General features: G+C 41.8%; 13 protein-coding genes. 10 read left to right on the top strand and 3 right to left on the bottom strand.

What is annotated here, in order from left to right:
- The first annotated feature begins 15 nt into the window (after nt 1–15).
- A complete protein-coding gene (locus QTN47_RS16880; protein WP_369330576.1) occupies nt 16–429 on the top strand; it encodes an RNA recognition motif domain-containing protein in 414 nt (137 codons plus the stop codon).
- Nucleotides 430–558: 129 nt separating this feature from the next.
- Here the strand turns inward: QTN47_RS16880 and QTN47_RS16875 are convergent, their stop codons facing one another.
- Nucleotides 559–1,551, bottom strand: coding sequence for a type I glyceraldehyde-3-phosphate dehydrogenase (locus tag QTN47_RS16875; protein ID WP_369330575.1), 993 nt, complete (start codon nt 1,549–1,551; stop codon nt 559–561).
- Between the two features lie 216 nt (nt 1,552–1,767).
- Between QTN47_RS16875 and QTN47_RS16870 the strand changes: the two genes are divergently transcribed.
- Both QTN47_RS16870 and QTN47_RS16865 read left to right on the top strand, forming a co-directional pair.
- Nucleotides 1,768–2,166, top strand: coding sequence for a VOC family protein (locus QTN47_RS16870; RefSeq protein WP_369330574.1), 399 nt, complete (start codon nt 1,768–1,770; stop codon nt 2,164–2,166).
- A 199-nt stretch (nt 2,167–2,365) separates the two neighbouring features.
- Nucleotides 2,366–3,322: a sugar phosphate isomerase/epimerase family protein gene (locus tag QTN47_RS16865; RefSeq protein WP_369330573.1), complete on the top strand. Its 957-nt coding sequence runs from the start codon at nt 2,366–2,368 to the stop codon at nt 3,320–3,322.
- Between the two features lie 40 nt (nt 3,323–3,362).
- On the opposite strand, the gene QTN47_RS16860 is transcribed toward QTN47_RS16865, so the two are convergent.
- Complete coding sequence (locus QTN47_RS16860; RefSeq protein WP_369330572.1) at nt 3,363–4,286, bottom strand: AraC family transcriptional regulator; 924 nt, start codon at nt 4,284–4,286, stop codon at nt 3,363–3,365.
- 298 nt (nt 4,287–4,584) lie between these two features.
- Between QTN47_RS16860 and QTN47_RS16855 the strand changes: the two genes are divergently transcribed.
- The 5 genes from QTN47_RS16855 (at nt 4,585) to QTN47_RS16835 (ending at nt 10,341) form a co-directional block, all read left to right on the top strand.
- Nucleotides 4,585–6,117 (top strand): aldehyde dehydrogenase family protein, encoded by a 1,533-nt coding sequence (locus tag QTN47_RS16855; RefSeq protein ID WP_369330571.1) that lies wholly within the window; start codon nt 4,585–4,587, stop codon nt 6,115–6,117.
- A gap of 151 nt (nt 6,118–6,268) precedes the next feature.
- Nucleotides 6,269–6,646, top strand: coding sequence for a DUF779 domain-containing protein (locus tag QTN47_RS16850; RefSeq protein ID WP_369330570.1), 378 nt, complete (start codon nt 6,269–6,271; stop codon nt 6,644–6,646).
- A 61-nt stretch (nt 6,647–6,707) separates the two neighbouring features.
- Nucleotides 6,708–6,947, top strand: a complete 240-nt coding sequence (locus QTN47_RS16845) for a hypothetical protein (RefSeq protein ID WP_369330569.1) — start codon at nt 6,708–6,710, stop codon at nt 6,945–6,947.
- Between the two features lie 463 nt (nt 6,948–7,410).
- Entirely contained in the window at nt 7,411–8,673 is a 1,263-nt protein-coding gene (locus tag QTN47_RS16840) for a PQQ-dependent sugar dehydrogenase (RefSeq protein ID WP_369330568.1), read from the top strand.
- 342 nt (nt 8,674–9,015) lie between these two features.
- Nucleotides 9,016–10,341 carry an NCS2 family permease gene (locus tag QTN47_RS16835; RefSeq protein ID WP_369330567.1) on the top strand — a complete coding sequence of 442 codons (1,326 nt, stop codon included), beginning with the start codon at nt 9,016–9,018 and terminating at the stop codon, nt 10,339–10,341.
- Nucleotides 10,342–10,735: 394 nt separating this feature from the next.
- On the opposite strand, the gene QTN47_RS16830 is transcribed toward QTN47_RS16835, so the two are convergent.
- Nucleotides 10,736–11,353, bottom strand: coding sequence for an HAD family hydrolase (locus tag QTN47_RS16830; protein WP_369330566.1), 618 nt, complete (start codon nt 11,351–11,353; stop codon nt 10,736–10,738).
- 395 nt (nt 11,354–11,748) lie between these two features.
- Here QTN47_RS16830 and QTN47_RS16825 point away from each other — a divergent pair, with 395 nt between their 5' ends.
- Both QTN47_RS16825 and QTN47_RS16820 read left to right on the top strand, forming a co-directional pair.
- On the top strand, nt 11,749–12,645 hold the full coding sequence (locus tag QTN47_RS16825) for a DnaJ C-terminal domain-containing protein (protein WP_369330565.1): 897 nt from the start codon (nt 11,749–11,751) through the stop codon (nt 12,643–12,645).
- A 19-nt stretch (nt 12,646–12,664) separates the two neighbouring features.
- Complete coding sequence (locus QTN47_RS16820; protein ID WP_369330564.1) at nt 12,665–12,943, top strand: chaperone modulator CbpM; 279 nt, start codon at nt 12,665–12,667, stop codon at nt 12,941–12,943.
- Nucleotides 12,944–13,011 lie beyond the last annotated feature (68 nt).

Raw genomic sequence — 13,011 nt, 5'->3', positions numbered from 1 at the left:
CACAGGTATAATAAAATGAGATTCACCGTATCGGCACTGCCGCAACATTACACAGACCTTGAACTCGAGGCTCTATTTCTTCCATTCGGACGCGTTTCGTATGTTAAGGTATATTATGATCCGCTTACCCTGAAAAGCAGGAGAAGAGGTATTGTAGAAATGCCAACTACAACTGAAGCTGAACAAGCTATTAAGGAACTGCAAGGAAAAGTTTTAGCTGAAAACCCTCTTAAATTTAAGATTGAACCTGATAACAACCGCCAGCAACAACAAAGACCACAAAGAGGCGGTGGTAATTATGGTCAAAGAAATGACAGACGGAGTTTTGGTCAATCTCAGCAGAGCAGCTATGGGCGGCCACAGGAAAGAGATGAAGACGACGGAAGAAGGAAACGCACGCGTGTTCCTATCAACCGCAAGTTTGATTAACAGGTAAACTGTTTATCTCTGGCGTTAACCGGTTATTAAAAACAACCGGGAGGGATTTATTTATATTGTATCAAAACGCTTTTAATAAAAAAGAAGCGGCTGAGTGATTATTCAGCCGCTTCTTTTTATTTAGTTCATTACTTTCTTCCAGTAGTCCAGCCAGTCAAGCATCCTGCTTGTAAAGCCATATTCGTTATCGAACCAGGCAATTATCTTCACCTGCTTTCCGACAACAGATGTAAGTGTTCCATCAATCAAACATGAATTTCTATTGCCTTTGATATCTGCAGAAACCAACGGGTCCTCAGTATAATCAAGAATACCTTTGTATTCATTCACCGCAGCTTTTTTGAAGCGTGCATTTATATCTGCTGCGCTTACTGCTTCTTTTAACTGAATAGAGAAATCAGCCATTGCGCCATTCGTAACGGGCACACGCGTGGACGTTGCCATTACTTTATCTTTCAAAACCGGCATTAATCTTTCTAAAGAAACATGCAGGTCAATTTCAACCGGTATAATAGATTCCGCAGCCGCACGTCCGCGACGGAACTGCTTGTGCCAGGTATCTACGAGTTGTTGTCTTGATGTATAGGAGTGAAGAATATTAATTTGTGCAGACTCAATCCCTATTGCGTTAAGAATATACAACACATGCGTAGTACAATTGGTCATGCAACCACCGGGCGCAACAATCGGCGTATCTTTTGTTAACTGATGATGATTATAACCATAGATCATCAATGGAATTTCAGAGGAACCGGTTGTTGATAACAATACTTTTTTTGCGCCGGCTTTCAGATGGACCTCAGCCCCTTCTTTACTCGTGTATCTGCCGGAACATTCCAGCACAATATCAATGTCCAATGCTTTCCACGGCAAATTTTCTGCATTTGCCTCTTTCAGCGCCACTACTTTCTTCGAGCCGCAGATGAGATTGTTTCCTTCTGCTACAACGCTCTCCTGTAATGTTCCATAAAGCGAATCATACTTCAGCAGATACGCCAGGTTATCGGTTTCCATAATATCATTTACGGCTATCAGCTGATGTTCAGATTGATCCATTAACCTGCGAAACAAAAGACGACCAATACGTCCCATACCATTAATTGCAATTCTCATATTTTCCTATTGAATCGGAAAGTCTTACCTACCAGGTGTTTTCCTTTTTAAGCCCGCAAAACTATTCAATTTTCCATTCTTGTGCGGCCCGGTCATCACTTGTTGAATGCACACAAACGCTTGCTTGGTTTTTTTAACATTCTTTATCTTAGAGGTAGTTTTTAAAATCCTGCCGCGTCCACGTCTCCTGACTATCACTTCTAAATAACAAGCATTATGACTATCAACAGATTAGATCACTTCGTATTAACAGTTGCCGATATTGAAGCCACCTGTTATTTCTACAGCTCTGTTATGGGGATGGATATTGTGACTTTTGGTAATGGAAGGAAAGCACTCCAATTCGGCAATCAAAAAATAAACCTTCACCAGGCAGGGAAAGAGTTTGAGCCAAAGGCAAACAAACCCACGCCGGGCTCGGCTGATCTTTGTTTCGTTGCTGATACGCCGTTGGAAACGATTCTGAATGAGCTGCGCGAAAAGCAAATAGAGATAGCAGAAGGCATTGTGGAGCGAACCGGTGCAATAGGCACTATCAGATCCATCTACTTCCGGGACCCCGACCTGAACCTTATTGAAGTAAGCAATTACCTGCACCAGGAAAAAGTGCTGTGAGAAGAGCTGCGACGTTGTGAAACTTTATTTAAATAAAGACACAAAAATTTCCCTAGATTTGATACCAACAAAACTGTCACGCTATCTAATATGATTGCCAGCCAATACTATATCTGCGCACGTAACTTCCGTGTAAATACAAAACACAATTCAACACCATCGCAATTTATTTTGCTTACCTATAAATCACATGCACAATATGAGTACCAGACGTACATTTCTTCAACAAGGAGCATTGGTAGCAGCAGGCATGCTAATGAAGCCCGCCAATATATTCAGCCGCGGCAACTACAAAGTGTCTACAAAAGATGTTGGTTTGCAGTTGTACACACTGCGCGAGGAACTTGCCAAAGATGCAAAAGGCACCATTGCTAAAGTGGCTAAGCTTGGCTTCACCAATGTAGAAACATTTGGCGCAGATAAACAGGGAAAATTCTGGGGGCTTGATACCAAAGAACTGGCGTCTGTTCTAAAAGAAAACAACCTGGTTACATACAGTGGCCACTACGCATTGAATGATTTCCTAACCCGCGGCAATGGCAACGAAGATGCATTACATGCACAGGTAGAAATTGCCAGCCAGTTGGGGCAACAATATCTTATTATTCCTGTTCCTCCGTTTCAATTAATAGATAAACTTACTGCTGATGATTACAAGTTTATGGCTGATCAAATGAACAAGGGAGGCGAGCTCTGTAAGAAACACAACCTGCAGCTTGGTTATCATAACCACTTCTGGGAATTCCGGACATTTGATAACGGGAAGAAAGGTTTAGATATCATGCTGGAAAACACCGATAAGTCATTGGTGTGTTTTGAGCTGGACCTTTTTTGGATTGAAAAAGCAGGACTTAACCCGGTTGATTATTTCACCAAATATCCCGGCCGTTTTCCCATGTGGCATGTAAAAGATATGGATAAGTCCAAAACGAATAAAGTTACCGGTGGCGATCTGGATCACAAGCCCATTATGGATGTTCTGAAAGATGTGAAGTTTGCTGAAGTAGGCACCGGAAGCATCGATTTCAAAAGCATTTTTGCAAAAGCAGATGTTGCCGGCCTGAAACATTTCTTCGTTGAACAGGATGGCATTTACATGGCTGACAAATTTGAAAGCGTCCAAAAAAGTATTCAGTACATTAAACAATCTTTATAAAAACGAAAGGCGCAGGAGTTAAATTCTGCGCCTTTTTTATTTAGTTCTCAAGACAGTCTTTATACGTCTTCGGCGTTACCCCCTCCAGCTTTCTGAAGACCCTGATAAAATAATTGGCATCAATAAATCCGGTCATGGTACTAACCGTATGTACGTTGTGCTCCGGGTTGGTGAGTAATTGTTTCGCCAGTTTTATTCTTTCCCTGTTTATGTACTCTGATGGTGTGGTTCCAAATTGTTCTTTAAACCATTTAAAGAAGATGGTCCTGCTCAGGTATGCCTTACGGCTTAATGTAGCCACGTGTATCTTTTCGCATAAATGTTCCTGAATGTAATTCAACACAAAATGTTCGCGGCTATGATTACTGTTTGTTTTACTTTCTGTGTAAACCTGCTCCAGTTGCTGGCTTTGGAGTAATCTTATCAGCAACTCTTTCAAATTAAGGTCGGCGAGAATATTTTTGGTTGTGTTGGAGCTTGTGCAAATGCGTATTATTTTATTGATCAGGTCACTCATCTCAGTATCGTTTGTAAAATGATACTGGTTGAACCTAAGGTTCCAGTTATTATTCTGTTTATTTACGTTGTGATATTGATTCAGGTAATTCACCGTTTCGTTGATATAAGAAGCATCTATAGCAAGCGCAATGCACTGCGTGGGGTTGGCTTCTGTAGCTTCCGGAAAATCTATCATCATTGTTTCATTTGCAGGAACTACAACCGTTTCCCCCGGCAGATAATCAAACGCCGGCTTATTGTCGAGATGCATAATTTTTTTTCCGCGCACCATACTGGTAATAATAAAATCACCAAACGTAAGCGGTATTCCAAAAGCCTGTTCATAGCTTTCAAACACATTCAGCTCGCAATTATCCAGATTAAACACCCGTCTGTTCTCAACAAGTGTCTGCAATTGCCCGGGGTTGGTTAGATCAATTTTCTGCAGCAAATTTTTTAGTGGCATAGAAGGATGTTTTAAATAGTTTAATCGGATATACAGCAGAGTGCCTGAAGCCGGGGGAAGGATAGGGGGCAAAAGTTACACGCCTTTTTGTTGAAATCTAAGGTCTGCAACAATTCTGGAATTCATATTAGCAAAACAGGCGAAGCTATAACCCATTACTCCTTATTAGGACAATAACAAGTTAAAAAGTTTTTTTTAAGAGCGGTACAATTATGCTATAAAAAAATACAAAAGTGAAGCCATTTGAGCGTTTTTTAATAAATATTAGCTGTATTAATTAACGATTAAATTGCTTCCTATGAGTTCTGTTCAAACAGCTGCGCCGGCTTCTACGGTAGCGGTCCGTCCCCAATTCAAAAGTAAATATGATCATTTCATCGGCGGAGAGTGGGTTGCTCCTGAAAGCGGGCAATATTTTGATAACGTTTCGCCCATCGACGGTAAGGTTTTTACACAAGCCGCCCGTGGTAATGCGAAGGATATTGAAAAAGCCATCGACGCCGCACATGAAGCTTTTCCATCCTGGAGTAAAACTGCGGCAGCTTATCGCAGTAATCTTCTTTTAAAAATTGCACAGATTATTGAAGACAACCTGGAATACCTGGCTATTATCGAAACGATAGACAATGGCAAGGCCATCCGCGAAACCAGGGCGGCAGATCTGCCACTTGTTATTGACCATTTCAGGTATTTTGCCGGCGTTATCCGCAGCGAAGAGGGAACTATTAGTGAGCATGACGATACTACCGTGAGCATAAACCTGCATGAACCCATTGGCGTGGTAGGACAGATCATTCCATGGAACTTTCCGCTGCTCATGGCCACATGGAAAATTGCACCGGCACTTGCAGCAGGTTGCTGTGTGATTGTTAAACCAGCTGAGCAAACACCGACGAGCATTATGTGTTTGATGGAACTGATCGGCGACATTTTACCAAAGGGCGTTTTGAACATAGTAACCGGTTTTGGACCAGAGGCTGGCAAACCCCTGGCATCATCGCCAAGAGTACAGAAAGTTGCATTTACAGGTGAAACCACTACAGGCCGCCTGATTATGCAGTATGCTTCAGAAAACCTGATTCCAATCACCATGGAACTTGGTGGAAAAAGCCCCAATATTTTCTTTGAAAGTGTGGCTGCCGCCGACGATGAGTTTTTTGACAAGGCAGTTGAGGGCGCAGTTTTATTTGCACTGAACCAGGGCGAAGTATGTACCTGCCCAAGCCGCATTCTGGTGCACGAAAATATTTACGACAAATTCATGAACGCCGTTATCCAGCGTACGAAAGCCATTAAAATGGGCAATCCGCTGGATAGCACTGTTATGATGGGTGCGCAGGCATCAGAAGACCAATACAATAAAGTGCTCAGCTACCTGGACATCGGCAAACAGGAAGGTGCGCAAGTGCTTTGTGGAGGCGAAGCTTTCCATCAGAACAGCGGGCTTGAACACGGATTTTACATTCAGCCTACACTATTCAAAGGCGATAACAAAATGCGCGTTTTCCAGGAAGAAATTTTTGGACCGGTAAGCTGTGTAACCACATTTAAAACAACAGAAGAAGCGATAGCAATTGCCAACGATACATTGTATGGACTGGGTGCCGGCGTTTGGACCCGTGATGCACACGAATTGTACCAGGTGCCACGAGCTATACAGGCCGGACGTGTTTGGGTGAATTGTTATCATGCCTACCCGGCCCATGCTCCATTTGGCGGTTATAAAAAATCCGGCTTTGGACGTGAGACGCATAAAATGATGCTGAATCATTACAGGCAGACTAAAAACATGCTGATCTCTTATAACAAGCAAAAATTGGGCTTTTTTTAGTGATAGTGATTGGTGAAGGAGGAAGTGTGAATTCCTGCCTGCGTCGTTGACAGGCGAAACGATTTCGTTGACGGATTAAAACGGATATCACACGAACAATAATCCCTGCTTTTTAGCGGGGGTTATTTTTTCTAAAAATAACAAACAGCGTATGTCAATTCCAAGAGTAATTGCCACACCAAAGGCAATAGAACTAATAGAAAAATTACGGGCAGAACATGGCCCCCTGATGTTTCATCAAAGCGGCGGTTGTTGTGATGGTTCGCAGCCCATGTGTTTTGCCGACGGCGAGTTCAAAATTGGCGGAAGCGATGTGTGCCTTGGAAAGATAGAGGGATGCAAGTTTTATATGGGCGCTGATCAGTTTGAATATTGGAAACACACGCAGCTTATCCTGGATGTAACACCGGGGAGAGGCAGCAGCTTTTCACTTGAGATACCGTTGGGTGTGCGGTTTTATATTCAATCAAGGATATTTTCTGAAGAGGAGATGGCGGAGTTGGAACCGGTAGTTAAAAATGAGTATTGACAGAAGTTCTCGCAAGATGATAAAAGCGTAAATTGGAACGAATTAAAGGATAAGCATGCGGATGCTTAATATTTCTATATCAGATGTTGAGTACAATAAGTTTGGTTTCCGGAGCGAACATCTCACTTTCAGCGATCTTATCGACCTGATAAGTATTGAGCTTTCAAAGCAGACATTAAACGGCTGTGTGGAACTATCGAATAGATTTGAATTATCAAAAACAAGCATGGACGAGATTACAGACGAAATTAAGGCTGCTGGAAAAAAATACTCGTTGACAAACGCTCTTGTGTCAGTCTAATCCAGGATAACTTCCTTTATCTTCTTGATGCTCTATTTGCAAGCCCATGTCGTTTAGATAAAAGTTTTCTATATCAAACACTCATAAAATATCACAATCGAATCAGTATTTGGGACCTCGTGTGTGCCCAATAACAGATTTCATAACAATAACAGGTTTTCCCGTAGGGAATTAAGCTCAATAGAAATGCCCGAATACAGACATCATAGTCCGTTAGGGCTTTAACCTATAGCCCAATATCATTTAGTTAGGGATTGTTCGATTGTGTTGCTCCGTAGGAGCATCCTGTTGTGGATCAAGGCAATTAAATATTGACCAAACCAATTCAAATGTTGCACCGCAGACAAGGTTGATTTCCATCCTGTGCTACGTTTTTACTTAGTCGTCCCTTTATTTCGCTTTTTTGCGCGTGCCTTTTCACATCAACCTTTATCTTTATCCATCATATATTTCTCAAGCAACCATGAAAAAAGTTTTTTACTGTCTTGGTCTTTTATCGGCCCTGGCATTACCACGATTTGCCTCGGCCTATGCAAAGGATACCACGTTTATTGTGCATGAAGTTCTTAATGACACACTGCCTACAGCACCATTAACGCTTCCTTCCGGCTTTCATGCAAATATTATAGCTACGGGTCTTAACGGGGCCAGGCATCTTACTGTTACCAATAAAGGTGATATTTATGTAAAATTGTCCAAACTGAAAGATGGCAAGGGCATCTACTTTTTAAAAGATAACAATGGAGATGGAAACCCGGATGAACAAATTGGTTTTGGTAACTATCCTGGTACCGGCATTCTTGTGAAGAATGGCTATCTCTATGCTTCATCCAACGATGATATCTATCGTTACAAACTAAATGATAACAATGAAGTGATCAGTCCTGACGCTCCGGAAAAAATTGTGTCGGGGCTGGTTAATCACAACAGGGACAATTCAAAATCGCTGGCAGTTGACAATAAAGGCAATCTGTATGTAAATGTCGGCTCTTACGCCAATGCATGCCTGGAAGGGAAAAATCTTACTGCGCCAATGCCTTGCCCGATTCTTGATTCCGCCGGCGGCATCTGGAAATACAAAACCGATAAAGCGGACCAGCATTTTAAAGATGGCATTCGTTATGCTACGGGTTTAAAAAATGTTGTAGGACTGGATTGGAACACCGCAACCAACTCGCTGTTTGTAATGCAGCACGGCCGTGACCAGTTAAATCTTTTGTATCCGCAGTATTTCTCAAAAGAACAGGATGCAACACTGCCCGCAGAAACAATGTATGAGCTTCGCAAAGAAGACGACGCCGGCTGGCCCTACGTATATTACGATCAGCAGCAAAATAAAAAGATCCTCGCTCCGGAATATGGTGGCGATGGCAAGAAAACGGGTGGCAAAAAAACCATTGACCCGGTAGTTGCTTTTCCGGCGCATCTTGCTCCTAACGCACTGTTATTTTATACCGGTAATTCTTTTCCTGAAAAGTATAAGCATGGCGCTTTCATTGCCTTTCATGGTAAATCACCCGAATTGCAGAAAGGTTATCTCATAGCTTTTGTTCCGTTCAAAAACGGCAAGCCTTCCGGACAATGGGAAATCTTTGCAGATGGTTTTAATCCTACCGGAACCAGCGTTCAGCACAAACCTTGCGGACTTGCGCAGGGTGCAGACGGATCTATTTATGTGGCTGACGATGCGGGGGGAACTATTTACCGGATACAGTATAAAAAGTGAATAGTGAATAGTCAATGGTGAATGGTGAAGCAGCACTATATCTTACAATCTTATTCCAAATTTAAAGGAAAGGCCAGCGAATAATTTGCTGGCCTTTTTATTTCGCAAAGCCCGTGAAGAACGACTTCAACTTATTCTTCAGATAGTGGAAATCATGAGCACCCCTTAAACGTCATCGTTCGCACGCGCACCGCTTTCAGCTTTAGGCTTTACGCTTTCAGCTTCTCCCTCCGCTTCAAAAAACGTACAACGTATAACCTGCAACTTACCACTTCTCCTTTGCGTTATATCAACTAATTTCACAGCGTAATTAAACTTATACCCTTTATAACCTGGTCGCTTATGCTATCATCTTTTTTCCGCTTAAAAGAGAATAACACAACTGTAAAAAAAGAAATTCTTGCAGGGCTTACTACGTTTTCTACAATGGCTTATATCCTGGTGGTAAATCCTGTTATTCTTTCCAAAGCCGGAATGCCTTTCGAAGCGCAGATCACAGCAACCGCGCTTGCCGCGGTTGCGGGCACGCTGGTAATGGCTTTTTATGCCAAGCTTCCTATTGCACTGGCTCCTGGCATGGGATTGAATGCATTTCTTGCGTACACTATTGTTCTTCGCATGGGCTATACCTGGCAGTTTGCGCTTACTGCGGTTTTCCTGGAAGGCTTGCTATTTATCTTTTTATCGCTGTTTCGTATCCGCGAAGCGATCATTGATAGTATTCCAATAAATCTTAAACATGCCATCTCTGTTGGCATTGGCTTATTCATTGCGTTGATAGGAATGGTGAATGCAGGCATTGTGGAAACCGGCATGACTTATATTGGCAATAACCAGTTGGACGGCGTTATCGTAAAGATGGGTAACATAAAATCTGCCGGACCTATCATCGCCATGCTTGGCTTATTGGTTAGTGCTGTTCTGATGTTTAAAAACGTAAATGCAGCCTTACTTATTGGGATAGCCGTTGCGACCGTTGCAGGTATCCCATTAGGCCTTACCCAATTGCCAGCGGGCGGGAAAGTTGTGAGCCTTCCTCCATCCATCTCGGAAACATTCATGCAACTAAAGTTTGAAAAGATCTTCAGTCTTGATATGCTGGTGATTCTTTTCACATTGCTTATGGTTAACCTTTTTGATACTGTAGGAACGCTGATAGGGTTATGTAGCAAAGCCGGGCTACTTGATAAAAACGGAAAAATTCCCCAGGCAAAAAAAGCATTGTTGGCGGATGCTATCGGTACTACCGTGGGATCTATTTTGGGAACGAGTGTTGTTGCGGCTTACGTTGAAAGTGCAAGTGGTATTGCAACTGGTGGACGTACAGGGCTAACAGCGTTTACAGTAGCATGTTTGTTTGTTCTTGCCCTGTTTTTTGCACCGTTATTTGCAATGATACCTGCTGCGGCAACAGCTCCGGCTTTGATAATTGTGGGTATGTTAATGATGAGTGCAGTAAAGCAAATTGAATTCAACGATGTAACAGAAGCAGTTCCGGCATTTCTCGCTATTGTAATGATGCCTTATACTTATAGCATTGCCGAAGGTATTGTTTTTGGTATGCTGTCTTATGTATTGCTTAAACTTTTCAGCGGACGTAAAAAAGAAATTTCGCCGGTGATGTATGTGTTGGCTGTGTTATTTTTAATTAGCTTCTTTGTACGATAACCTTGTTTGCCACTGAAGCACTGAATTTTTTTACCACAGAAGACACGAAGTTTTTTCACAGATCGCACAGAGAAAATACATTGGAGAATACACGAAATCATGCAATTCAAATTCCTCTGTGCTTCAGTGCCTCTGAGGCTAAAAAAATCAATCCCCCAATCTCCCAAATCCAGGTCCGGAATTAATGGATAATTGAAAGTTGAAAATTGAAAATGTCGGTTTTTACCACAGAGGTAAAGGAGTTTTTTGCACAGAATACACAGTGTTTTTTCGTTTGCTACAGAGAGAGCAATCCTCTGTGCTTCAGTGCCTCTGTGGCTAAAAAAATTCAAATCCTGTCAATCCCTTAATCCCCCAAATCCCGGTCAAGACAATTCGCGTCCCAATCAACGTCTCATCCAAGTCCCCAGGCAGCAAGCTTCTCTTTCGTCGAAGCATAATCCGTATGGCAAATGCCATTGATCCCTAAACTTTCGGCAACAGACACAAACATTGGTCTGTCTTCTATATACACAACTTCATCCGGTTCCACCAATGCAATGTCCAGGGCTATTCTGAAAATATCTGCATCGGGTTTTCTGAAATGCACAAAGCATGAGGAGATAAAAAAGTCAACAAACTTATTCAGTCCGAATGTATGAATACGATGGCGATTGAGTTCTCTTCCTTCATTGTTTACAATCGCAATTTTCAGATTGTACCTGGACTTCAGCCCTTTTACCATTTCTATCATATCGTCAAACGGTGACGATTGCGCAAACATAAATTCGCGGAAATCGTGCCTGCTGAAAAACCTCTTTTCATAGAACACTACACGGTCAAGGTATTCATCCAATGTTAATTTACCTTCTTCATAAGTATCGAAAGTAAGATGGTGTCGTTCTTCAAATTCAGCCAGATTGAGTGAGAAGGTTTCAGCAGCAGATTTTCTTGCTGTTCTGTCCCATCCATTGGTTAAAAGAACTCCACCAATATCCAGGAACAATGTTGTAATGGTTGGTGCCTGATTCATGAGGAATGATTTTTTGGAAGATGTCTGCAAATATAATCTTCGCGAGTCATTCTCTATTGTCCTGTCCATGTCGTTTCCTTAAGAATAATTGGCATTCATCAAGTACGATTTACGAAGCCCGCCCGCGCCGAATGCGCATTCGGACGGGTACGAAGTACCAGATTTCAGGCTTGCTTTGTTTTTCCTGACCTCTTAAGGAAACGACATTGATTGTCCCGTTTTCAGCACAATGATTGTAGTACTAAACCAATTACCTCAAATTATGTTATCCAAATGTTGGCGGACAAATGAAGAGGTATTAGTAAATTTAAGTTTCAAAACCTGGCTGAGCCAATACAGGTCACCAGGATATAAACACAGCAAAAAATTTGCCTTTATACATTATACAATAAGCTATGGCATTTATTGACTATTATAAAGTATTAGGAGTAGATAAAAGTGCTTCCACAGATGATATTAAGAAAGCTTACCGGAAACTTGCAAGGAAGTATCATCCCGATTTAAATCCAAACGATCAGAACGCGCATAAAACTTTTCAGCAGATAAATGAAGCGAATGAAGTTTTAAGTGATCCTGAAAAAAGAAAGAAATACGACCAGTATGGCGAAAACTGGCAGCATGCGGAAGAATATGAAAAAGCGCGGGCTTCTCAGTCCTATGCAGGAGCGGGTGGTGGCGGCGCAGATTTTTCCCAGCATTTTGATGATGACGACTTTTCCGATTTCTTTCAATCTATGTTTGGCGGAAGTGGTGGCAGCACTAGTAGAAGAAGCGGTAATATTAAGTTTCGTGGGCAGGATTACAATGCAGAAATGCACATAAACCTGCGCGATGCTGCAAAAACACATCAGCATACTTTAACGGTAAATGGAAAAAATATCCGCATCACTGTTCCCGCGGGAATTGCGAACGGACAGGTGATTAAGCTGAAAGGTCATGGCGGGCCCGGCGTTAATGGTGGTCCGGCGGGCGATTTATACATAACATTTGTAATTGCAGAGGATCCGGTTTTTAAACGGGTGGATAATGATCTTTATGTTAACATCGATCTTGATTTGTATACCGCCGTTTTAGGTGGAGAAGTTATGGTAGATACAATGGATGGCAAGGTTAAGCTGAAAGTTAAACCTGAAACACAAAATGGAACCAGGACAAAACTGAAGGGAAAAGGATTTCCGGTATATAAAAAAGAAGGAGAGCATGGTGACCTTATAGTAACATTCACTATAAAAATACCAACGGGCCTGACAGACCAGCAGAAGGAATTATTTAAACGATTAGCTGCATTATAAATACAGTAAACACTTTGTTATGCAAACAGATTTTATTGCTGCCGAAGAATGTTGTGTTCACTACAATATTGAATTGTCGTTTATCCAGTCGTTGCAGGAATACGAGTTGATTGAGCTAAATGTTATTGAAGAAAAAACCTTTATTCATACCAACCAACTGCACGACCTGGAAAAATTTATTCATCTTCATTATGATTTGAATATTAATATGGAAGGTATTGATGCAATCCAGCATTTGCTGCTGCGAATGAAAAGTTTGCAGGATGAAATCAATTATATGAAATCACACGCTTTGTAATCATTCGACTCTATTATCTTGTAATAGCAATCTTATTATCATCGCAAAAAGCACGGAGGCTGGCTCTA

It is taken from the genome of Danxiaibacter flavus (genome assembly GCF_041060425.1).
Lineage (GTDB): Bacteria > Bacteroidota > Bacteroidia > Chitinophagales > Chitinophagaceae > Danxiaibacter > Danxiaibacter flavus.
This window is presented reverse-complemented; position numbering and strand designations above follow the sequence as displayed.

Bases quoted from the DNA above. Each gene is read 5' to 3' on its own strand.
- QTN47_RS16880 (WP_369330576.1), top strand. From the start codon at position 16: ATGAGATTCACCGTATCGGCACTGCCGCAACATTACACAGACCTTGAA.
- QTN47_RS16875 (WP_369330575.1), bottom strand. From the start codon at position 1,551: ATGAGAATTGCAATTAATGGTATGGGACGTATTGGTCGTCTTTTGTTT.
- QTN47_RS16870 (WP_369330574.1), top strand. From the start codon at position 1,768: ATGACTATCAACAGATTAGATCACTTCGTATTAACAGTTGCCGATATT.
- QTN47_RS16865 (WP_369330573.1), top strand. From the start codon at position 2,366: ATGAGTACCAGACGTACATTTCTTCAACAAGGAGCATTGGTAGCAGCA.
- QTN47_RS16860 (WP_369330572.1), bottom strand. From the start codon at position 4,286: ATGCCACTAAAAAATTTGCTGCAGAAAATTGATCTAACCAACCCCGGG.
- QTN47_RS16855 (WP_369330571.1), top strand. From the start codon at position 4,585: ATGAGTTCTGTTCAAACAGCTGCGCCGGCTTCTACGGTAGCGGTCCGT.
- QTN47_RS16850 (WP_369330570.1), top strand. From the start codon at position 6,269: ATGTCAATTCCAAGAGTAATTGCCACACCAAAGGCAATAGAACTAATA.
- QTN47_RS16845 (WP_369330569.1), top strand. From the start codon at position 6,708: ATGCTTAATATTTCTATATCAGATGTTGAGTACAATAAGTTTGGTTTC.
- QTN47_RS16840 (WP_369330568.1), top strand. From the start codon at position 7,411: ATGAAAAAAGTTTTTTACTGTCTTGGTCTTTTATCGGCCCTGGCATTA.
- QTN47_RS16835 (WP_369330567.1), top strand. From the start codon at position 9,016: ATGCTATCATCTTTTTTCCGCTTAAAAGAGAATAACACAACTGTAAAA.
- QTN47_RS16830 (WP_369330566.1), bottom strand. From the start codon at position 11,353: ATGAATCAGGCACCAACCATTACAACATTGTTCCTGGATATTGGTGGA.
- QTN47_RS16825 (WP_369330565.1), top strand. From the start codon at position 11,749: ATGGCATTTATTGACTATTATAAAGTATTAGGAGTAGATAAAAGTGCT.
- QTN47_RS16820 (WP_369330564.1), top strand. From the start codon at position 12,665: ATGCAAACAGATTTTATTGCTGCCGAAGAATGTTGTGTTCACTACAAT.